This is a genomic window from Bradyrhizobium oligotrophicum S58, from assembly GCF_000344805.1.
Lineage (GTDB): Bacteria > Pseudomonadota > Alphaproteobacteria > Rhizobiales > Xanthobacteraceae > Bradyrhizobium > Bradyrhizobium oligotrophicum.
In genome coordinates this window covers 115,159-136,059 of sequence record NC_020453.1, presented here as the reverse complement: position 1 = coordinate 136,059, position 20,901 = coordinate 115,159, and the positions used below count along the sequence as shown (strand labels likewise).

Here is a 20,901-nt window from a genome sequence, read left to right as displayed (position 1 = left end):
CGCCTCGATTCTGACCAAGGTTTCAAGCCCATGACTGTACGCCTGCACCGCGGCGACCTGCCTGATCTTTCCCGCTACACGACCTCCGTCGCGATCGACACCGAAACCATGGGCCTCAATCCGCACCGCGACCGGCTGTGCGTGGTGCAGCTGTCGCCCGGCGACGGTTCGGCCGATGTGGTGCAGATCCCCAAGGGGCACACCGATGCGCCGAACCTGAAGGCGCTGCTCGGCAATCCCGCCATCACCAAGATCTTCCATTTCGCGCGCTTCGACGTCGCGATGCTGTATCACGCATTCGGCGTCATGCCGCAGCCGGTCTACTGCACTAAGATCGCCTCGCGGCTGGCGCGTACCTATACCGATCGCCACGGCCTGAAGGACCTCGTGCGCGAGCTGCTCAACGTCGATCTCTCCAAGCAGCAGCAGTCGAGCGATTGGGGCGCGGATGCCCTGAGCGAGCCGCAGCTCGCCTACGCCGCCTCCGATGTGCTGCATCTGCATGCGCTGCGCGAAAAGCTCGACGTGATGCTGGCGCGGGAAGGGCGGCTGGCGCTGGCCCAGGCCTGTTTCGCGTTCCTGCCGCACCGCGCGACGCTCGATCTGGGCGGATTCGAGGCCGAGGACATTTTCGCGCATTCATGAGCCGGACGAATCGCGCGTCTGTTCACGATCATTAATGTCTCTTAATGATCTGCGGGCGTTCTGGGTCGCGATTTCGCGCCAGTTCCAGGCTGCAATGGCCGGCGCGCCCATGGTAGGGTGGGAGTCGTTGGCGAGCTGTCTCGCGTCTCGGAGCCCTGGTGAACTCGGTCCACAACCCCGTTTACGATCCCAGCCTTCAGGCGCGCTTTGCAGTCGCGGCGCGCCACAGCCGCATCGTGCGCACGTTGCGGATCGCGGTGCCCGCAGCGGTCGGGGTGGCGATGGCCGCCCTTCTCTACATCTCCTTCGAGATCCGCGTTGCGGTCGACACCGGCAATGTCACCGGCAACCTCGTCATCTCCGGCCGCAAGATCACGATGGAGACACCGCATCTGACCGGCTTCACGCCGGACCAGCGGCCGTATGATCTGGTCGCCAACACCGCCGTGCAGGACCTCACCGATCCCGATCATGTCGAGCTCAACATCCTCCGCGCCAAGGTGCTGATGGAGGATCAGTCGACGGTGACCTTGAATGCGAAGACCGGCGTATTCGACACCAAGCAGCAGCAGCTCGAGCTCAAGAAGGACATCCTGCTGACGACCTCGACCGGTTACCAGGCGCGCCTGAGCCGCGCCTCGGTGGACATGGCCAAGGGCACCGTGAGCTCGGACGAGCGCGTCGACGTCAAGCTCACCAACGGCACGCTGTCGGCGGATCGCCTGCGCATCACCGACAATGGCGAGGTCATCCGCTTCGAGGGCAATGTCGTGATGAACCTCGACAACATGAATACGGCGCCGACCACGACGGCGAGCGCCGATCCGGGCCGGCCGGCCCGCAACCCGAAGTGACCTCATGACGACGTTACGTTTCATCCCAGCAACTATTCGTGGCGCCGGCGTCGTCGCGCTGACCACGATGCTGCTGTCCGCCCCGCTGCAGGCCCAGTCCACAATCACCGGCGGGCAGAACGCGATGCAGGGCTTCTCGCAGAATCGCGACCAGCCGATCCAGATCGAGGCGGCTGCGCTCGAGATGCACGACAAGAAGAAGGAGGCGACCTTCTCCGGCAACGTGAAGGTCGTGCAGGGCGATACCACCATGACCTCGAAATCGCTGGTCGTGTTCTATGACGGCGGCGCCGGCTCCCCAGGCGGGGCAAAGCCGGCCAAGGCTGCACCGGCGGCGACGCCGGGGCCGGAAGGCAGCTCGGCGATCCGGCGGATGGAGGCGCGCGGCAATGTCGTGGTGACCCAGAAGGATCAGGTCGTCACCGGTGAGACCGCCGTCTACGACACCAAGACCAACTTGATCACGATGCAGGGCGGCGTCGTGATGACCCAATGCAAGAACGTGATGCGCGGCGACCGCTTGGTGGTCGACATGACCACCGGCGTGTCGCGGGTCGAATCCGACGGCGGTCGTGGGGTGCAGGTGCTGCTGCCGCAGGCCGGGTCGGGATCGGGGACGGGCGGCTGCGGGTCGTCGGCCGCCGCGGCGCCCGGCTCGACGCCGGGGATCAGCCCGCCGCTGTCGCTGGGCGCAAACAAATCGAAGTGACTTCAATTCTTTAGCAAAAGGCCGGCGGCTCCAGTTGAACCGCGCCGCACCTGCCTCTATCTAGCGAAGCGGGCTGGTCTCGTTGCCGGACCGTCGCCGCCGGGCCGCCGCGCCCGTCGTGCTTGCGGACGGGTGATCCCGGACCCCGATTGCGATTTTTTCGATCGATCGCATCTCTCGGATGCGGCCGCGACCTCGCCGTCAGACGACAACTCCGGAGCGCGGGCCTCTCCCGCGCTTTGGCCGCCCTCGCGCTCCCCCGGGGATTCGCGAGGCAGGTGAGATGCGTTCGCTCGCGGTGAGCGGGCGAGCCAGCGCTGCGGTCGGTGACGGGCAGCCTCGAAGGGCGTAAGCGAAGCGGGGATGGTGGATCTACTCGGCATGTTTCGTGGGCGTCCCGCCAAGCGCGGCCAGCGTGGCTCGGCGCGCCGGCGCGACGACATCACAGCCATCAACGACCCCTTCGGCGATTCCTACAATGATGATCCGCTCGCCGCGCTTGCCGATTCCGTGCGCGAGCAGCCGACCACGCGGATCAATCCGCGCTCGCCGCAGAACACCGAGCAGATCCAGCGCAAGCGGCCGGCATCGCAGCCGACACCGGCCAAGCCGCGCAACAATGGCAGCGGCGCTCCGCAGCTGCTGCGCCGGCCGGGCTTCCTCGCCGTGCATTCGATCGAGAAGAGCTTTGGCAGCCGCCAGGTCGTGCGCGGGGTGAGCATCTACGTTCGCCGTGGCGAGGCGGTCGGCCTGCTCGGGCCGAACGGCGCCGGCAAGACCACCGTGTTCTACATGATCACCGGGCTGATCAAGGCCGATCGCGGCGCCATCGAGCTCGACGGCCACGACGTCACGCGGCTGCCGATGTATCAGCGCGCGCGGCTCGGCATCGGCTATCTGCCGCAGGAAGCCTCGATCTTCCGCGGCCTCACCGTCGAGCAGAACATCCGCGCCGTGCTCGAAGTCGTCGAGCCCTCGCGCAAGAAGCGCGAGCGCGAGCTCGATGCGCTGCTGGAGGAATTCACCATCACGCGGCTGCGCAAGTCGCCGTCGATCGCGCTGTCCGGCGGCGAGCGCCGCCGCGTCGAGATCGCGCGCGCGCTCGCCACGCGCCCGAACTACATGCTGCTCGACGAGCCGTTCGCCGGCATCGATCCGATCGCGGTCGGCGACATTCAGCAACTGGTGCGCCATCTCACCAATCGCGGCATCGGCGTGCTGATCACCGACCATAACGTCCGCGAAACGCTGGGGCTCACCGACCGCGCCTACATCGTCTATGCCGGACAGATTCTCACCGAAGGCAGCCCCGAGGAGATCGTCGCCGATCCCGACGTGCGCCGGCTCTATCTCGGCGAGGAATTCCGGCTGTAGGATTGCCGACGCGGTCTTTGTCGGCTTTCGTCGGAAGCGGGACAGGTCACGGAAACGCTGCAAATACCGCTGTTTCCAGCAGGCTTGTCAGCAGCGGTAACCTCGTCTTCCGCCGCGCCATACTCCGTTTTTCTTATTCGTCAAGCCGTGTACATCGCGCGCAGATTAGGATAAGCAAGAATTGGACCAGTAAGGGAATGTTCTTGCTCCCATGGCGTTGACGCAGAGATTAGAATTCCGCCAGTCGCAGTCGCTGGTGATGACGCCGCAGCTGATGCAGGCGATCAAGCTGCTGCAGCTGTCCAACCTCGACCTCTCCACGTTCGTCGAAGAAGAGCTGGAGCGCAATCCGCTGCTGGAGCGCGCGGCCGATGGCCCGGAAACGCCGGTGGCCGGCGAGCAGCAGATGTCCGAGCGCGCCGAATTCTCGGAAGGTAGCGAGAGCGGCGGCGAAGATTTCGGCGAGGGCGGCGGCAGCAGCGGCGGCGAGAGCTTCGAGGGCGCCCAGGACGACTGGATGAGCCGCGACCTCGGCACCCGTACGGAGATCGAACAGACGCTCGATTCCGGGCTCGAAAACGTGTTCTCCGAGGAGCCTGCGGAAGCGGCGGCACGCACTGCGCAGGACGCCGCGCCCACCACCTACACCGAATGGGGCGGCGGCGCCTCGGGTGACGAGGACTACAATCTCGAAGCCTTCGTCGCGGCCGAGACCACGCTGTCGGATCATCTCGCCGAGCAGGCGGCGGTGGCCTTCATCGCGCCGGCCGACCGCATGATCGGCCAGTACCTGATCGATCTCGTCGACGAGGCCGGCTATCTGCCGGCCGATCTCGGCCAGGCCGCCGACCGGCTCGGCGCCGAGCAGGCCGATGTCGACGCGGTGCTCGGCGTGCTGCAGACGTTCGATCCGCCCGGCATCTGCGCGCGCAATCTGAGCGAATGCCTCGCGATCCAGCTGCGCGAGCTCGACCGCTACGATCCGGCAATGCAGGCGCTGGTCGAGCATCTCGATCTCCTCGCCAAGCGCGACTTCGTGAACTTGCGCAAGCTGTGCGGCGTCGACGACGAGGATCTGGTCGACATGATCGGCGAGATCCGAAGGCTCGATCCGAAGCCCGGCCTCAAGTTCGGTACCACGCGCACGCAGACCATGGTGCCCGACGTCTATGTGCGTCCCGGTCCCGATGGCGGCTGGCTGGTCGAGCTCAACAGCGACACGCTGCCGCGCGTCCTGGTGAACCAGGTCTATTACTCCGAACTGTCGAAGACGATCCGCAAGGACGGCGACAAATCCTACTTCACCGACTGCCTGCAGAATGCGACGTGGCTGGTGCGCGCGCTCGATCAGCGCGCGCGTACGATCCTGAAAGTGGCGACCGAGATCGTGCGCCAGCAGGATGGCTTCTTCACGCACGGTGTCGCGCATCTGCGGCCGCTGAATTTGAAGGCCGTTGCGGATGCGATCCAGATGCACGAATCGACGGTGTCGCGCGTCACCGCCAACAAATACATGGCGACCAATCGCGGAACTTTCGAGCTGAAATATTTCTTCACGGCCTCGATCGCGTCGGCCGATGGCGGCGAGGCGCATTCGGCGGAAGCCGTGCGTCATCACATCAAGCAGCTGATCGATGCGGAAGAACCCTCCGCAATTCTCTCCGACGACACCATCGTGGAGAAGCTGCGCGCCGCCGGCATCGACATCGCCCGCCGCACGGTCGCGAAATACCGGGAGGCGATGCGGATCCCGTCCTCGGTGCAGCGCCGCCGGGACAAGCAGAGCATGCTGGCGCATGCCCTGTCGGCGCCCGCCGGCGTCGACCGCACCCGCGATACCGCGTCAGTTTGACCATGCCCCGCGATTGCGCCTTAACCAAATAGGCTTAGTGTCATCATCGGTTCACATGAATCGAGGCGGCACATGACCCTGCGGATTTCCGGAAAAAGCATCAGCGTCAGCGAGGCGCTGCGCGGGCGCGTCAGCGAGCGCACCGACGAAGTCTTGCGAAAGTACTTCGACGGCAACTATTCCGGCCACGTCACGCTTTCCAAGGATGGTTTCGGGTTCAAGACCGATTGCGCACTGCACCTTGATTCGGGCATCACGCTCGAGGCCGAATCGAACGCGCAGGACGCCTATGCCAGCGCCGACCAGGCGCTGCTGATGATCGAAAAGCGGCTGCGCCGCTACAAGAGCCGGCTCAAGGACCGCTCCGGGCGCAAATCCCATGCGGCCAATGCCGCGCTTGCCGGCCTGGACGGGGCGGTGCTGGATGCGCCGAGCTATGTGATCGAGGCGCCGGCCGAAGGCGACGAGGAGATCACCGGATACAGCCCCGTGATCATCGCCGAGAACACCACTGCGCTGAAGCGGCTGTCTGTGTCCGAAGCGGTGCTGGAGCTCGACCTTTCCGGAGCACCCTGCATGGTATTTCAGCATGGCTCCAGCGGGAGAGTGAACATCATCTACCGCCGTGCCGACGGCAACATCGGCTGGGTCGATCCCCCCGCGGTGAAGCCGTAGTCCCACGGAAGCTCTTCGGCCGCTCGCGGAGCGTTCAGAAAACCGGTTCCCGATCAGTTGCTTGGCAGGGCAGTTGCGGCGTCACGCCACGGCATTGAAGAGGTGCGATAAGCCGGCCGGGGCGTTGGCGCCTTCAGGCTGCCATGCTGCGGCGATCTTAAGGATAGGCAGCGGGAACATGCTTGCGGGAGTTGGCACGGCCGTTGCGTTGGGGTAGAAGCCCCTCGCATCGGACACGGGTTAAGCCCGCCTGCCGCCTCAGCTTCTTGACGCCGGTCTGTCCCGACCTATTTCGCACCCTGACGGTTCAATCACCTCGGAACGCCCTATGCCGATTACCGATCTGGTCGCACCCGAGGCGATCCTGCCGGCTTTGAAAGTCATCAGTAAGAAGCAGGCGCTTCAGGAGTTGGCGGCCCGGGCTGCCGGCCTGACCGGCCAGAACGAGCGCACGATCTTCGAGGTCCTGCTGCAGCGTGAGAAGCTCGGAACCACGGCTGTCGGTTACGGCGTGGCGATCCCGCATGGCAAGCTGCCGAAGCTGGAGAAGCTGTTCGGCCTGTTCGCCCGGCTGGAACGGCCGATCGATTTCGAGGCCATGGATGGCCAGCCGGTCGATCTGGTGTTCCTGCTGCTGGCGCCGGAAGGCGCCGGTGCGGACCATCTGAAGGCGCTGGCGCGCATCGCCCGGCTGCTGCGCGACCAGGACGTCGCCAAGAAGCTCCGGGCCTCCCGTGACGCCCAGGCGATCTATTCCGTGCTGGCGCTGCCGCCGGCCTCCGCGGCCTGAACCGTCGCTCTTGCTCTATCGCAAAGATCTCACGAGGTAGCGCACGGTCTTGGCGCCGCCATGAATGCTGGCGGTCGCCACCGCCTCGAAGCCGAGCGCCGCGTGGAACGCATCGGACTGCGGATTGGGCGGGTCCAGATTGACTTCGCACACGAGGCGCGCGTGTCCCGCCGCAGCTGCTGCTCGAATCAGCTGCTCATACAGCCGGCGCGCCAGGCCCAGGCCCCGCGCGGCTGGCGCCACCACGATGCGGTCGACATAGACGAAGCGATCGTAGCGGCCAAGAAACCAGCGATGATTGGGATTGTCGTAGGCGGCCTCATGATCCAGCGCGATCATCAGTGCATCGGCGGCGCCGATCTGCCACGCGCGCCACGCCTGATCGAGCAGATGCGCGAACGCGTCGGGCGTGAGCCAGGACAACTCGGACGCATGCGCATTGTTGAGCGCCAGCAGTGCCGCCGCGCGCTCCGGCTCGGCGCGCAGATCAGCGGACGTGACGGGCGTGATCGTCACCGGGGGCATGTGCTGACGCTCTCGGCCACACTCAAGAAAAAGGGCCGTCCCCTTTTCAGGAGACTGCCCTCGTCAGAAGACGGCACGAACCGCATGATCTCACGGGAGGCTGTCGCTACGAGCCTGTTGGCCGAGCCCTCATGGTCGGGACCTGAGCTCGGCCAAGATTCGCAATCTTCGCGTCAGTGCACGCTCACGGCCTGGAGCTCATGGCTCCACGCGTTCGCAATCGCGGCCTCGCGGCTGTCGGTGAGCATGATCGGCGTGCCGTCGGCGGCGTGCAGCGCGAACAGCTTCAATCCCGGCGCGATGCGCGGCGCCTGCGGAAACAGGTCCGGCACGTCCTCGGAACGGATCTGCTTCACATACGCGATGTGACCTTCACCGAGGGTGGCCAGCGCCTCCGGAGAGACGCGAGAATCAGACGCAACGTTAACTTCAGTCATGGTCTCGACTCCTTCTGAGACTCAAGCGGTCGAGTCCGCTACTCGTTCCATCAACCATTATTCGTGTTCATTGATCGCTATTGTCTTAACGATCCGCTCAGGCTCGGGCCTGGCCAGATCGACCGACAACAACCCGTTCCTCAGATCCGCACCGAGCACGTGCATTCCCTCCGCCAGCACGAAGGTGCGCTGGAAGTGGCGCGCGGCAATGCCGCGATGAATGTATTGCCTGGTCTTGTCGTCCTGCTGGCGTCCGCGGATGACGAGCTGGTTTTCCTCAATGGTGACATCGAGTTGGTCGCGGGTGAAACCCGCTACCGCCAGCGTGATCCTGAGACGCTCGGGCTGGCCATTGGTGCGTTCGAACCGCTCGATATTGTAGGGCGGATAACCGTCGGCACCTTTGACGACGCGGTCGAGCACACGCTCGATCTCGTCGAAGCCCAAAAGGAACGGACTGGAGAGCGAAGGAACACGAGACATGGTTTACAAAGTCCTCTCGAAGCGACTTTGATGTATCAGGGCCCTGTCGGCACCCCTTGAGCAGCAATATGGTCACGCCGCGGGGTGGGTTCAAGCACCCAAGCCCCCGCGGAACTGCCCTGCCTGTGGAACGGCTTAAACCGAAAGCCGTTGCCGGCCATCGGCCGAGAACAGATGCAGCTTGGTCCGCGGCGCCACGGCGCGAATTCGGGTTCCGATCGCCGGAGCCGCGGTCCCCGGCAACCTGACGATGACGTCGTTGGAGGTCGCGGCGAGGCTGTCATTGTTGCCGGCGTCCTGGCGCGCGCCGTAGACATAGGTCTCGGCCCCGACATGCTCGATGGCGTCGACCCTGAGGTCGAGGCCGACCCCGCCCGGCGGCACGGTGTCGCCGAGCTCGAAATCCTCGGGACGAATCCCGAGCTGGCCGGCGTCGGCCGGGACCGCGTCGGCGCCGAGAAGCTGGGCGCGAACGGCATCGATCGGCATCAGGTTCATCGGCGGCGCGCCGATGAACGACGCGACGAAGGTCGTCGCCGGCCTCTGGTAGATCTCGAGCGGATTGCCGATCTGCTCGACCTTGCCGCCGTTCATCACGACGAGAATGTCGGCGAGCGTCATCGCCTCGAGCTGGTCGTGGGTCACGTAGATCGCCGTGGTGGCGAGACGCCGCTGCAGCTTGCGGATCTCGACCCGCATCGCGATGCGCAGCTTGGCGTCGAGGTTGGACAGCGGCTCGTCGAACAGGAACACTTTCGGCTGGCGCACGATGGCGCGGCCCATTGCCACGCGCTGGCGCTGGCCGCCGGAGAGCTGGCGCGGCTTCCGCTGCAGCATGGTGCCGAGCTCGAGGATGCGTGCGGCGTCCTCGACGCGCGTCTTGATCTCGCTCTCCGGCACGCGGCGATTGCGCAGGCCGTAGGCCATGTTGTTGTACACGCTCATATGCGGGTAGAGCGCGTAGTTCTGGAACACCATCGCGATGTCGCGCTCGGCCGGCTCGATCGCATTGACGATGCGGCCGCCGATATCGATCTCGCCCGACGAGATCGTCTCCAGCCCGGCGACCATCCGCAGCAGCGTTGATTTGCCGCAGCCCGAGGGGCCGACGAGCACGCAGAACTGGCCGTCGCCGACCTCGATGTCGATGCCTTTGATGGCCTCGAAGCCGCCGGGATAGATCTTGCGGACGTTGCGGAGGGTGACGTTGGCCATGGGTTACCTAGCGAATGGGGAGTAGCGAATAGGGAGTGGCGAATAGGGAAGGGCGAATGGGGCCTCATGCTCGGCTCCTCCTATTCGCTACTCGCCATTCGCCCACCTCACTTTTCGGTCTCCACGAGACCTTTCACGAACAGACGCTGCATGAAGACGACGACGGCGACCGGCGGCAGCATCGCCAGCACGGCGGTCGCCATCGCCAGCTGCCATTCCGCGAGCTCGTCGGTCGTGCTCAGCATCTTCTTGATGCCGATCACGATCGTCTGCATCGAATCCTTGGTGGTGATCAGCAGCGGCCAGAGATACTGATTCCAGCCGTAGATGAACTGGATGACGAACAGCGCCGCCACGGTCGTCATCGACAGCGGCAGCAGCGTGTCCCAGAAGAAGCGCAGCGGACCCGCGCCGTCGATGCGCGACGCTTCCAGCAACTCGTCGGGGACGGTCATGAAGAACTGGCGGAACAGCAGCGTGCCGGTGGCCGAGGCGATCAGCGGCAGGATCAGCCCGGCATAGGTGTCCAGCATGTGCAGGTCGGCGACGATCTTGTAGGTCGGATAGATGCGGACCTCGACCGGCAGCATCAGGGTGACGAAGATGATCCAGAATGCGGTCTTGCGGAACGGAAAGCGGAAATAGACGATCGCGAACGCCGACAGGATCGAGATGAAGATCTTGCCGACGGCGATGCCGATCGCGGAGATGAAGGAGTTGAGGAGAAGCACCCCGACCGGCTGATTCATGAAGCGCGAGCCGCCGACGAACACGGCGCGATAATAGTTCTCGAGCAGGTTACGGCCCGGCGTCAGGGGAAGGTTGCCGCTGACGACGGTCGCCGCGTCGTAGGTCGAGGCGATGAACGCGACATAGACCGGGAAGGCGAAGATGACGATGCCGAACGAGAGCACGGCATAGGCGATGAAGTCGCGCAGCGGGCGGTGCTCGACCATCAGTACTGCACCTTGCGTTCGACATAGCGGAACTGGATCGCCGTCAGTGCGATCACGATCACCATCAGGACGACGGATTGCGCCGCCGAGCCGCCGAGATCACCGCCGAGCCGGCCATCGGCGAACACCTTGTAGACCATCGTCGTGGTCGAGCCGGCGGGGCCGCCCGAGGTGACGGCGTCGATGATGCCGAACGTCTCGAAGAACACGTAGACGATGTTGACCACCAGAAGGAAGAACGTGGTCGGCGACAGCAGCGGGAAGATGATGGTCCAGAACCGCCGCAGCGGCCCGGCGCCGTCGATCGCGCCGGCCTCGATCACGCTTCTCGGGATCGCCTGCAGGCCGGCGAGGAAGAACAGGAAATTATAGGCGACCTGCTTCCACACCGCGGCCATCACCACGAGGATCATCGCGTGGGTGCCGTTCAGCATCGGATTCCAGTCGAAGCCCATCAGGCGCAGCGGCCGTGCGAGCGTCCCCAGCGTCGGATGGAAGATGAAGAACCACAGCACGCCGGCAACGGCGGGCGCCACCGCATAGGGCCACACCATCAGCGTCTTGTAGATCGAGCCGCCCTTGAGGTTCTTGTCCGCCTGGGTCGCGAACAGCAGTGCGACGCCGAGCGAGAGCACCGTGACGAGCGACGAGAACACCACCGTGGTGCCGATCGCGGTGTAATATTCCGGCTGCGCGAACAGCGCCTGGTAGTTTTCGAGGCCGACGAATTCGGAATTGAGGCCGAACGCGTCCTCCTGCAGGAACGATTGCCGGATTGCCTGGCTGGCCGGCCAGTAGAAGAAGATCAGCGTGATCGCGAGCTGCGGCGCCAGCAGCAGATAGGGCAGCAGCTTGCCGTTGAAGACGACTGATTTTTCCATCGAGGATGCCGCGGGAGGGACGGATGACAAAACTCCCCCTCCGGCGGGAGGGGGAGCTTCGTCCGTGAGGTCTTACTTGGCCGTTTTCTCGAAGGTGCGCAACATGGCGTTGCCGCGGGCCACCGCGGCGTCGAGCGCCTCCTTGGCAGACTTCTTGCCGGCGAGCGCCGCCTCGATCTCCTCGGCCCAGACGTCGCGCATCTGCACCATGTTGCCGAAGCGCAGGCCGCGCGAATTCTCGGTCGGCTCCTTGTTGGTGAGTTCCTTCAGCGGCGTCTGCAAGGTCGGATTCTTCTCGTAGAAGCCGTCGGCCTTGGTCTTCTCATAGGCCGCCTTGGTGATCGGCAGATAGCCGGATTCCTGATGCAGCTTGGCCTGGCGGTTGGTGTCGGACAGGAAGGTGAAGAACTTGGCGACGCCCTTGTATTCGTCGGCCGTCTTGCCGCCCATCACCCACAGCGACGCACCGCCGATGATCGAGTTCTGCGGCGCGCCCTGCACGTCGGGGTAATACGGCATCGGCGCCGAGGTGAAGTCGAACTTGGCCGTGCTCTTGGCGCTCGCGTAGTAACCTGACGACGTCAGGAAGATCGCGCACTCGCCGGTGCCGAACCGGCTTTCGCTCTGATTGCCGCGGCCGGAATAGTCGTAGGTCTTGTCCTTCTGCAGGTCGATCAGGTTCTGCAGGTGCTTGACGGCGAGCGGCGTGTTGAACTCCAGCACCGTGTCGAAGCCGTCGAGGCCGTTGGCCTTGGTTCCGATCGGCACGTTGTGCCAGGCCGAGAACTGCTCGATATGCGCCCAGGTCGCCCAGGCGTTGGAGAAGCCGCAGGTCTCGTGACCGGCCGCCTTCAGCTTCTTGGCAGCGTCGAATACCTCGGGCCAGGTCTTCGGAATCTCGGCGATTCCGGCCTTCTTCAGTTCGTCCTTGTTGATCCACATCACCATCGACGACGAGTTGAAGGGGAACGACAGCATGTCGCCCTTCGACGTCGAGTAGTAGCCGGTGATCGCCGGCAGATAGGCCTTCGGGTCGAACGGCTCGCCGGCGTCCTTCATCAGTTGATAGACCGGCTTGATGGCGCCCTTGGCGCTCATCATGGTCGCGGTGCCGACCTCGAACACCTGCAGGATGTGCGGCGAAGTGCCGGCCCGGAACGCCGCAATACCGGCATTCATCGTGTCGGGATAGGATCCCTTGAACGTCGCCACCACTTTGTAGTCGCTCTGCGAGGCGTTGAAGTCCTCCGCGAGCTTGTTGACGATGTCGTTGTTGCCGCCGGTCATGGCGTGCCACCACTGAATTTCAGTCACAGCGTGTGCGGGCGAAACGGCAAAACCAAAAGTAGCTGCAAGCGCGGCGGCAGCAGCAAATTGTCGAACTGACATCAAAAAGATCCTCCCAGGAACGTCATCGTCGTTGCGGCCGTTAACAGCGCCAGATGACAGTTATGTGAATGTATAGACGGCTGATCCCGCATGGGAAAGCCGTGATGGGTGGGGCGGAGAACTGCGGTAAATCAAGCGCTCCGTCGCTGCGCTGCGAAGGTGCGGCGCGGCGACAGAGCGGCTTGCGGGATGATCAGCGCTTGCGTTCGGCGCAAACGGTCCCCTGGGCAAACAAGTCGTCGATCTCGCTCTCCGAGTAGCCGAACTCGCCGAGAACGTCGCGGGCGTGCTGGCTGAACTTCGGCGGCGTCGCGCGCAGGGTCGGCTTGGTGCGTTCGAGCCGGATCGGCGACGCCACGCCCTTGTACCAGTCCTTCTCTATGACATCGCCGCGGTGGATCGTGTGCGGATTGGTCAGCGCCTGATCGATCTTCTGCACCGGTCCGGCGGGCAGGCCGGCGGCGAGCAGGCGATTGCACAAGGGCTCGGCTTCGAACTGACTGAACACGGCTGCGAGTTCCGCGCGCAGCGCTTCGCGGTTGGCGATGCGGTCCCGGTTGCGGGCGAAGCGCGGATCGGTCCCGAGCTCCGGGCGGCCGATTTCCTTGGCGAGCTTGCGGAACGTGCCGTCATTGCCGACGCCGATGAAGATGTCGTCGGTCCTGGTCGGGAAGATCGCGTAAGGCACGAGGTTTGGATGCTCGTTGCCGGTCAGCGACGGCGGCTTGCCATGCATGAAGTAGTTCGCGGTGTGCGGATGCATGATCGCAAGGCCGGTTTCGTACAAGGTGACTTCGAGGAACTGGCCGATCCCCGAACGCTGACGCTCCGACAGCGCCATCAGGATGCCGATCGCGGCATAGAGTCCGGTGGTGATGTCGACCAGGGGAACGCCGATCCGCATCGGGCCGCTTTCGGGCGAGCCGGTTGCGGCGATCATGCCGGTCATCGCCTGGATGATCGCGTCATAGCCGGGATTGCCGCCGCGCGGCCCATCGGCGCCGAAGCCGCAGATCCGGCAGTGCACGAGCTGCGGGTATTTCTCGCGAAGAACATCGCTGCCGATGCCCCATTTCTCCAGGGTGCCGGGCTTGAAGTTCTCGATCAGCACGTCGGCGGTCTCGAGCATCTTCAACAGCACCACGCGGCCGCCTTCCGAGGCGAGGTCGAGGCCGATCGAGCGCTTGTTGCGGTTGATCCCGACGAAATAGGCGGCGTCCTCATCGTGGAACGGAGGACCCCAGTCGCGGACCTCGTCCCCGGCGGGCGGCTCGACCTTGATCACGTCGGCGCCGTGATCGGCCAGGATCTGCGTGCAATAGGGGCCGCCGAGCACGCGCGTCAGGTCGATCACGCGCAGTCCGGTCATGGCGCCGGGAGCAAATGGAGGTGTCATCGGATGTCGCGAGGTTGGTTGAACTCGCGGTCATTAAGCATTGCACAGGCGCCGGCGCAAAGGTCACGCGGCAAAAGAAGTCCTTGCGGCCGGACGAGAGCTGCCATGCGGCAGGCGCGAACAGCGCCCCTGCCGCATGGCGGAATTCAGCCTCAGACGACGGTCAGCTTGACGTCGACATTGCCGCGCGTGGCGTTGGAATAGGGGCACACTTCATGAGCCTTGGCGACCAGCGCCTCGGCGTCGGCCTTGGCGAGGCCGGGGAGCGACACGGCGAGTTCGACGGTGATGCCGAAGCCGCCTTCAGAGCGCGGCCCGATGCCGACGGTCGAGGTCACCGACGTATCGGCCGGGACCTTCGGTCCACCCTGCGAGCCGACGAACTTCATCGCGCCGATGAAGCAGGCGGCATAGCCGGCAGCGAACAGCTGCTCGGGATTGTTGCCGGGGCCGCCGCCGCCGCCGAGCTCCTTCGGGGTGGAGAGCTTGACGCTGAGCGACCCGTCGAGGGTCGCGGCCTCGCCGTCGCGGCCTCCGGTGGCCTTGGCGCTGGTCTTGTAGAGCACGTTTACGGACATCTGGGGTGTCTCCTGGGGTTGGTGGACGAATTCAGCGAGGCCATGTTGCACAAAATTAGATTGTGCACAATATAATTGTTCGGTAGAAAATTCGTGATCGGTACGCCCCACGCATTGTGGACCGGGGAAGCGCAGGCTCAAGATGCCGATCGGATCGTTTCGGTGGTGACCTCAATGCGAAAGAAGATTGCGGCCGATGCGCCGCTCCAACTCGGCAATCAGCTCTGCTTCGCAGTCTATTCGACCGCGCACGCCTTCAACCGCGTCTACAAGCCGCTGCTGGACCGCCTCGGCCTGACCTATCCGCAATATCTGGTCATGCTGGTGCTGTGGGAGCGGGATGGGTTGTCGGTGAAGGAGATCGGTGCGCGCCTATTTCTGGATTCGGGCACGCTGACGCCGTTGCTGAAGCGGATGGAAGCGGCCCATCTGGTCAAGCGCACCCGCTCCGCTGACGACGAGCGGCAGGTGCTGGTCGCGCTGACCGCGCAGGGCGCCGGGCTGCGCGAGAAAGCGAAGGCGATCGTTCCCCCGGCGATCCTCGATGCGACGGGCTGCTCGCTCGCGGAGCTGGCGGATCTGCATGGCAGGCTGGTCCGGCTGCGCGAGCAGCTGGATGCGGCGGCGGGTGAGTGAGGGGGGCTCGTCACGCAGGGCCAAGCAGGCGCTTCTTCGAGAATGCCCGCCCGGAATGCGATTTCAGATAGGCTTCGAAGGCCAGTGCGCGAAGCTTGTCCGGGAAGGCGCAATACCAGACCAGTGTCCACGGCATGAATTTGGACGTGTGGGCTGAGCGGCCAGCGTTGTGATCTTTGAGGCGCTGTCCGATATCTGCGGTCGCGCCGACATATTCCTGGTCGGGAAAAGCGACGCTACGGATGATGTAGACGTACCACATGCGACGGTGCTCGCCGCGAAGAATCGCGGGCGCGCATTCTGCAATCGGCACGGGGATTTGTCAGCCCGGCTGCGCCAGGCACCACGCTTCGCCCTTCGGGCTCCGTCGTGGCCGCGCCACGCGTAGCCCAAAGCAATGGGGCTCGTCGGAAAGAACCCCGCGCGATACTTGCTGTACAGTCAGACTGGGGGTTTGTCAGCCCGGCTTCGCCAAAGGCTTCGCCGGGCACCACGCTTCGCCCGTCGGGCTCCGTCGTGGCTGTGCCACGCGTAGCCCGAAGCAATAGGGCTCGTCGGAAAGAACCCCGCGCGATACTTGCTGTGCAGTCAGACTGGGGGTTTGTCAGCCCGGCTTCGCCAAGGGGCTACGCCGGGCACCACGCTTCGCCCTTCGGGCTCCGTCGTGGCTGCGCCACGCGTAGCCCGAAGGGCGAAGCGTGGTGGAGCCAGGCGGGATCGAACCGCCGACCTCTTGCATGCCATGCAAGCGCTCTCCCAGCTGAGCTATGGCCCCTGAACCGAACCGGCGGTCTGGGCGACCGCCGGGGAGCACCGTGAACCACAGTTCGCGGCTGATCTCAAGTCTCTTCGAAGATTATTCTTCGTCGCCGCCGACGTCGCCGATGATGTCGGTGACGTCCTCGTCGCCTTCTTCCTCGTCGGCGATGAAGGTCGAGTCGTCATCCTCGTCGTCGTCGAGCGTCTCGTCGATCTCGATGTCGTCCTCCGACTCAGGAACGACGGCCTTGACCTTGCCGCTGTTCTCCTCGGCATCGGCCTCCTCGAGCGACACCTCCTCGACCTCGGCCGGCTCCTGCGCGACATCGGCGGTTGCTGCGGCACGCGCCGCCTCGCCGCGCATCGCCCGGGTCGGCGCGATGGGCGCAATCGGCACCACCTCGCCGGTGTAGGGCGAAATCACCGGGTTCTTGTTGAGGTCATAGAACTTTTTGCCCGTGGTCGGGCAAATACGTTTGGTTCCGAGCTCGGATTTGGCCACGTGGAGGCGTCCTGGCAATGTCTGAAAAGCGGTGTCTCACTTGGCTAGTTGCCGCGCCGCTGTCAATAGCGCTTTCACCGGGAAAATCACCGCTCGTGACGGCGGGCAGGGGCTGTGATACCTGCCGGCTCCGAACCATGAGGACCATGCCGTGAGCACGTCAGCCGCCCCGACTCCGCTCGAATCCCGCGCCAGCGGCCCCTTGTCGGGCACGATTCGCGTCCCCGGCGACAAGTCGATCTCCCACCGGGCCCTGATCCTCGGCGCGCTCTCAGTCGGCGAAACCCGGATTTTCGGCCTGCTCGAGGGCGAGGACGTCCTCAACACCGCGAAATCGATGCGAACGCTCGGCGCCAAGGTCGACCGGTCAGGCGAATTCGCCTGGACCGTGCACGGCGTCGGTGTCGGCGGTTTTGCCCAGCCGGCGGCCACGCTGGATTTCGGCAACTCCGGCACCGGCTGCCGGCTGGTGATGGGCGCGGTCGCAGGCTGCCCGATCACGGCCGTGTTCGACGGCGATGCCTCGCTGCGCAGCCGGCCGATGCGCCGCATTCTCGATCCGCTGGCGCTGATGGGCGCCAAGGTGGTCGGCAGCGTCGACGGCAAGCTGCCGCTGACCCTGCAGGGCGCCAGCAACCCGGTTCCGATCGAATACCGCACGCCGGTGGCTTCCGCCCAGATCAAGTCGGCGGTGCTGCTGGCCGGCCTCGCCGCGCCCGGGATCACCACGGTGATCGAGCAGGAGGCAAGCCGCGACCATACCGAGCTGATGCTCAAGCATTTTGGCGCCGACATCGTCACCACGCCGGAGGGCAGCCATGGCCGCCGCATCGCGCTGACGGGGCAGCCCGAACTGCGCGGCGCGCCGGTGATCGTGCCCGCCGATCCGTCCTCGGCCGCGTTCCCGCTGGTTGCCGCCCTGATCGTCGACGGCTCGGACCTCGTGCTGTCCGACGTCATGACCAATCCGCTGCGCACTGGCCTGTTCACGACCTTGCGCGAGATGGGCGGCTCGATCGAGGAAACGGATGCCCGCGGCGATGCCGGTGAACCGATGGCCCGGTTGCGCGTGCGTGCCTCGAAGCTGCGCGGCGTCGTGGTGCCACCGGAGCGGGCGCCGTCGATGATCGACGAATACCTCGTCCTCGCCGTCGCCGCGGCCTATGCCGAGGGCACCACGGTGATGCGCGGCCTGCATGAGCTGCGCGTCAAGGAATCCGACCGCCTGGAAGCCACCGCGGCGATGCTGCGCGTCAACGGCGTCAAGGTCGAGATTTCGGGCGACGACCTGATCGTCGAGGGCCGCGGCCACGTCCCGGGCGGCGGCATCGTCGCGACCCACATGGATCACCGCATCGCGATGTCCGCTTTGGTGATGGGCCTCGCCTCCGACAAGCCGGTCACCGTCGACGACACCGCCTTCATCGCCACCAGTTTCCCCGACTTCATCCCGCTGATGCGCCAAGCGGGCGCGGATTTCGCATGATCATCGCCATCGACGGTCCGGCCGCCTCGGGAAAGGGCACGCTCGCCAAGCGCCTTGCGGCGCATTACGGCTTCAGGCACCTGGATACAGGCGTGATCTACCGGGCGGTCGCTCATGCGCTGCTGACCACGGGCGTCGACCTGAAGGACGAGGCACGGGCAGCGCAGGTGGCGCTGACGCTCGATTCCGCCACCTTCGACAACCCGGCGCTGAAGTCGCAGACCGTCGGTTCAGCCGCCTCCGTCGTGTCGGCGCTGCCGAAAGTCCGCGAGGCGCTGGTGGCCTTCCAGCGCCAGTTCGCCAGCCAGCCGCCGGGTGCCGTGCTCGACGGCCGCGACATCGGAACCGTGATCTGCCCCGATGCGGCCGTGAAGATCTACGTCGTCGCCGACCCCCGCATCCGGGCGCAGCGGCGTACCCTGGAGGCGCTTTCGCGCGGGGAACCGGCCGACGAGGCGGCCGTCCTGGCCGACATCCTGGCGCGCGACGAGCGCGACCAGAACCGGCCCATCGCCCCTTTGAAACAAGCGCCGGATGCTATCTTGCTTGACAACTCCCATTTGGATATAGAGAGCGGCGTCCGGGCCGCCATCGATATCGTCGAGGCCGTCCGAGCGGGCCGCCAGCGGGTTTGATTTCCGCCGGCGTCATTGGAGGAAATGCCCGCTCCCGCCCTTGACCGTCGATAGCTCGATTGCAGTCCAATCGGGTCCGATCATCCGGACGCACTTCCTACGTATCGCATGTGCAGGCACTGCCGGCCCGCGTCGTTTGCGCTTTGGCGCATCGCGCGGACGTCTGGGGATTTGTGGACCTCCAGGCAATGCACATCCGATGCGCCGATCAACCGAACGCCGGCATGACTGTCCGCATCTGGAGAACCAATGGCTTCGAGTATCTCTGCTAACTCCTACAATCCCAGCCGCGATGATTTCGCCGCGATGCTGGACGACTCCTTCACGAAGGGCAACCTGCAGGAAAGCTCTGTCGTCAAGGGCAAGGTCGTCGCGATCGAGAAGGACATGGCCGTCATCGACGTCGGCCTGAAGACCGAAGGCCGCGTGGCGCTGCGTGAATTCGCCGGCCCGGGCCGTGACAGTGAATTGAAGGTCGGGGACGAGGTCGAGGTGTTCCTCGACCGGATCGAGAACGCGCTCGGCGAAGCCGTGCTGTCGCGCGACAAGGCGCGCCGCGAAGAGAGCTGGGGCAAGCTCGAGAAGGCGTTCCAGAACAACGAAAAGGTCAACGGCGTCATCTTCAACCAGGTCAAGGGCGGCTTCACCGTCGACCTGGATGGTGCCGTGGCCTTCCTGCCGCGCTCGCAGGTCGACATCCGTCCGATCCGCGACGTCGCGCCGCTGATGAACAACTCGCAGCCGTTCCAGATCCTCAAGATGGACCGTCGCCGCGGCAACATCGTCGTGTCGCGCCGCACCGTGCTGGAAGAGACCCGGGCCGAGCAGCGCCAGGAGCTGGTGCAGAACCTCGAAGAGGGTCAGGTCATCGACGGCGTCGTCAAGAACATCACCGACTACGGTGCGTTCGTCGACCTCGGCGGCATCGACGGCCTGCTGCACGTCACCGACATTGCCTGGCGCCGTGTCAACCATCCGACCGAGGTGCTCAGCATCGGTCAGACGGTCAAGGTCAAGATCATCAAGATCAACCACGAGACGCACCGCATCTCGCTGGGCATGAAGCAGCTGCTCGACGATCCGTGGCAGGGCATCGAGGCGAAGTACCCGCTGCAGGCTCGCTTCCATGGCCGCGTCACCAACATCACCGACTACGGTGCGTTCGTTGAGCTCGAGCCGGGCATCGAAGGCCTGATCCACGTCTCCGAGATGTCGTGGACCAAGAAGAACATGCACCCCGGCAAGATCGTTTCGACTTCGCAGGAAGTCGAAGTGCAGGTGCTGGAAGTCGACAGCGTCAAGCGCCGCATCTCGCTCGGTCTCAAGCAGACCATGCGCAATCCGTGGGAGGTCTTCGTCGAGAAGCATCCGACGGGTTCGACCGTCGAGGGCGAGGTCAAGAACAAGACCGAGTTCGGTCTGTTCCTGGGTCTCGAAGGCGACGTCGACGGCATGGTCCACCTGTCGGATCTCGACTGGAAGCAGCCCGGCGAGCAGGTCATCGACAACTACAAGAAGGGCGACATGGTCAAGGCCGTGGTGCTCGACGTCGACGTGGAGAAGGAGCGCATCTCGCTCGGCATCAAGCAGCTCGAAGGCGATCCCTTCGCCGAGCCGGGCGATGTCAAGAAGGGCGCGGTCGTCACTTGCGAAGTGCTCGACGTCAAGGATGGCGGCATCGACGTCAAGATCGTCGGCACCGACTTCTCGACCTTCATCAAGCGCTCCGAGCTGGCGCGTGATCGCAACGACCAGCGCACCGAGCGGTTCGCCGTTGGCGAGAAGGTCGATGCCCGTGTGATCCAGTTCGACAAGAAGGCCCGCAAGGTCCAGGTGTCGATCAAGGCCCTGGAAGTCGCGGAAGAGAAGGAAGCGATCGCCCAGTACGGCTCGTCCGATTCGGGCGCGACGCTGGGCGACATCCTGGGCACCGCGCTCAAGAACCGCGACTCGAAGTAAGCCTTCGGTTCGTGTGAACAGATCAAAGCCCCGGCTCCGGCCGGGGCTTTTTTATGCGGCGAGGCCGCTATTTCGACCCGCCCCGCTGTCACCCGCCCCTGGAGGGGGAGGGTCGGCTCATAGGCGCGAAGCGCGTGTGAGCCGGGGTGGGGTGATCTCTCCACT

Annotated in this window: 22 protein-coding genes and 1 tRNA gene; 11 read left to right on the top strand and 12 right to left on the bottom strand. The window is 64.9% G+C overall.

Annotated elements, in window-relative coordinates; genetic code table 11:
• Window positions 1-30 precede the first annotated feature (30 nt).
• The 7 genes from S58_RS00630 to ptsN all read left to right on the top strand — a co-directional run bounded on the left by S58_RS00630 (window position 31) and on the right by ptsN (window position 6,899).
• Window positions 31-645 (top strand): ribonuclease D, encoded by a 615-nt coding sequence (locus S58_RS00630; protein ID WP_015663288.1) that lies wholly within the window; start codon window positions 31-33, stop codon window positions 643-645.
• 158 nt (window positions 646-803) lie between these two features.
• Window positions 804-1,499, top strand: a complete 696-nt coding sequence (gene lptC / locus S58_RS00625) for an LPS export ABC transporter periplasmic protein LptC (protein ID WP_015663287.1) — start codon at window positions 804-806, stop codon at window positions 1,497-1,499.
• A 4-nt stretch (window positions 1,500-1,503) separates the two neighbouring features.
• Window positions 1,504-2,208 (top strand): LptA/OstA family protein, encoded by a 705-nt coding sequence (locus S58_RS00620; RefSeq protein WP_015663286.1) that lies wholly within the window; start codon window positions 1,504-1,506, stop codon window positions 2,206-2,208.
• A gap of 363 nt (window positions 2,209-2,571) precedes the next feature.
• On the top strand, window positions 2,572-3,582 hold the full coding sequence (gene lptB, locus S58_RS00615; RefSeq protein ID WP_015663285.1) for an LPS export ABC transporter ATP-binding protein: 1,011 nt from the start codon (window positions 2,572-2,574) through the stop codon (window positions 3,580-3,582).
• Between the two features lie 211 nt (window positions 3,583-3,793).
• A complete protein-coding gene (rpoN, locus tag S58_RS00610; RefSeq protein WP_015663284.1) occupies window positions 3,794-5,434 on the top strand; it encodes an RNA polymerase factor sigma-54 in 1,641 nt (546 codons plus the stop codon).
• Window positions 5,435-5,506: 72 nt separating this feature from the next.
• A complete protein-coding gene (gene hpf, locus S58_RS00605; RefSeq protein ID WP_015663283.1) occupies window positions 5,507-6,109 on the top strand; it encodes a ribosome hibernation-promoting factor, HPF/YfiA family in 603 nt (200 codons plus the stop codon).
• A gap of 328 nt (window positions 6,110-6,437) precedes the next feature.
• Window positions 6,438-6,899, top strand: coding sequence for a PTS IIA-like nitrogen regulatory protein PtsN (ptsN, locus tag S58_RS00600; protein ID WP_015663281.1), 462 nt, complete (start codon window positions 6,438-6,440; stop codon window positions 6,897-6,899).
• Between the two features lie 15 nt (window positions 6,900-6,914).
• On the opposite strand, the gene S58_RS00595 is transcribed toward ptsN, so the two are convergent.
• The 9 genes from S58_RS00595 to S58_RS00555 form a co-directional block, all read right to left on the bottom strand.
• Window positions 6,915-7,424 carry a GNAT family N-acetyltransferase gene (locus tag S58_RS00595; protein ID WP_015663280.1) on the bottom strand — a complete coding sequence of 170 codons (510 nt, stop codon included), beginning with the start codon at window positions 7,422-7,424 and terminating at the stop codon, window positions 6,915-6,917.
• 173 nt (window positions 7,425-7,597) lie between these two features.
• Window positions 7,598-7,861 carry a BQ00720 family protein gene (locus S58_RS00590; RefSeq protein ID WP_015663279.1) on the bottom strand — a complete coding sequence of 88 codons (264 nt, stop codon included), beginning with the start codon at window positions 7,859-7,861 and terminating at the stop codon, window positions 7,598-7,600.
• Between the two features lie 57 nt (window positions 7,862-7,918).
• Entirely contained in the window at window positions 7,919-8,344 is a 426-nt protein-coding gene (locus tag S58_RS00585) for an Hsp20 family protein (protein WP_015663278.1), read from the bottom strand.
• Window positions 8,345-8,479: 135 nt separating this feature from the next.
• Entirely contained in the window at window positions 8,480-9,559 is a 1,080-nt protein-coding gene (locus S58_RS00580; protein ID WP_015663277.1) for a sn-glycerol-3-phosphate import ATP-binding protein UgpC, read from the bottom strand.
• A 107-nt stretch (window positions 9,560-9,666) separates the two neighbouring features.
• On the bottom strand, window positions 9,667-10,515 hold the full coding sequence (gene ugpE / locus S58_RS00575) for a sn-glycerol-3-phosphate ABC transporter permease UgpE (protein WP_015663276.1): 849 nt from the start codon (window positions 10,513-10,515) through the stop codon (window positions 9,667-9,669).
• Window positions 10,515-11,396 carry a sn-glycerol-3-phosphate ABC transporter permease UgpA gene (gene ugpA, locus S58_RS00570; RefSeq protein ID WP_015663275.1) on the bottom strand — a complete coding sequence of 294 codons (882 nt, stop codon included), beginning with the start codon at window positions 11,394-11,396 and terminating at the stop codon, window positions 10,515-10,517. The genes ugpE and ugpA overlap by 1 nt, the downstream gene beginning before the upstream one ends.
• Window positions 11,397-11,468: 72 nt before the next feature.
• On the bottom strand, window positions 11,469-12,785 hold the full coding sequence (gene ugpB, locus S58_RS00565; protein WP_042338477.1) for a sn-glycerol-3-phosphate ABC transporter substrate-binding protein UgpB: 1,317 nt from the start codon (window positions 12,783-12,785) through the stop codon (window positions 11,469-11,471).
• A 193-nt stretch (window positions 12,786-12,978) separates the two neighbouring features.
• Window positions 12,979-14,181 carry a CaiB/BaiF CoA transferase family protein gene (locus tag S58_RS00560; RefSeq protein WP_015663273.1) on the bottom strand — a complete coding sequence of 401 codons (1,203 nt, stop codon included), beginning with the start codon at window positions 14,179-14,181 and terminating at the stop codon, window positions 12,979-12,981.
• A 152-nt stretch (window positions 14,182-14,333) separates the two neighbouring features.
• On the bottom strand, window positions 14,334-14,759 hold the full coding sequence (locus tag S58_RS00555; RefSeq protein ID WP_015663272.1) for an organic hydroperoxide resistance protein: 426 nt from the start codon (window positions 14,757-14,759) through the stop codon (window positions 14,334-14,336).
• A 174-nt stretch (window positions 14,760-14,933) separates the two neighbouring features.
• On the opposite strand from S58_RS00555, the gene S58_RS00550 reads away from it, so the two are divergent.
• Window positions 14,934-15,395: a MarR family winged helix-turn-helix transcriptional regulator gene (locus tag S58_RS00550; protein WP_015663271.1), complete on the top strand. Its 462-nt coding sequence runs from the start codon at window positions 14,934-14,936 to the stop codon at window positions 15,393-15,395.
• Between the two features lie 10 nt (window positions 15,396-15,405).
• On the opposite strand, the gene S58_RS00545 is transcribed toward S58_RS00550, so the two are convergent.
• From S58_RS00545 to S58_RS00535, 3 genes are all read right to left on the bottom strand, one after another.
• Window positions 15,406-15,657, bottom strand: coding sequence for a GIY-YIG nuclease family protein (locus S58_RS00545; protein ID WP_015663270.1), 252 nt, complete (start codon window positions 15,655-15,657; stop codon window positions 15,406-15,408).
• A 437-nt stretch (window positions 15,658-16,094) separates the two neighbouring features.
• Window positions 16,095-16,170: transfer RNA gene (locus S58_RS00540), tRNA-Ala, on the bottom strand.
• An 81-nt stretch (window positions 16,171-16,251) separates the two neighbouring features.
• Window positions 16,252-16,656: a TIGR02300 family protein gene (locus tag S58_RS00535; protein WP_015663269.1), complete on the bottom strand. Its 405-nt coding sequence runs from the start codon at window positions 16,654-16,656 to the stop codon at window positions 16,252-16,254.
• 151 nt (window positions 16,657-16,807) lie between these two features.
• Here S58_RS00535 and aroA point away from each other — a divergent pair, with 151 nt between their 5' ends.
• From aroA to rpsA, 3 genes are all read left to right on the top strand, one after another.
• A complete protein-coding gene (aroA, locus tag S58_RS00530; RefSeq protein WP_015663268.1) occupies window positions 16,808-18,142 on the top strand; it encodes a 3-phosphoshikimate 1-carboxyvinyltransferase in 1,335 nt (444 codons plus the stop codon).
• Window positions 18,139-18,777 carry a (d)CMP kinase gene (gene cmk, locus S58_RS00525; RefSeq protein ID WP_015663267.1) on the top strand — a complete coding sequence of 213 codons (639 nt, stop codon included), beginning with the start codon at window positions 18,139-18,141 and terminating at the stop codon, window positions 18,775-18,777. The genes aroA and cmk overlap by 4 nt, the downstream gene beginning before the upstream one ends.
• A 249-nt stretch (window positions 18,778-19,026) precedes the next feature.
• Entirely contained in the window at window positions 19,027-20,736 is a 1,710-nt protein-coding gene (rpsA, locus tag S58_RS00520; RefSeq protein WP_015663266.1) for a 30S ribosomal protein S1, read from the top strand.
• Window positions 20,737-20,901: the final 165 nt, after the last annotated feature.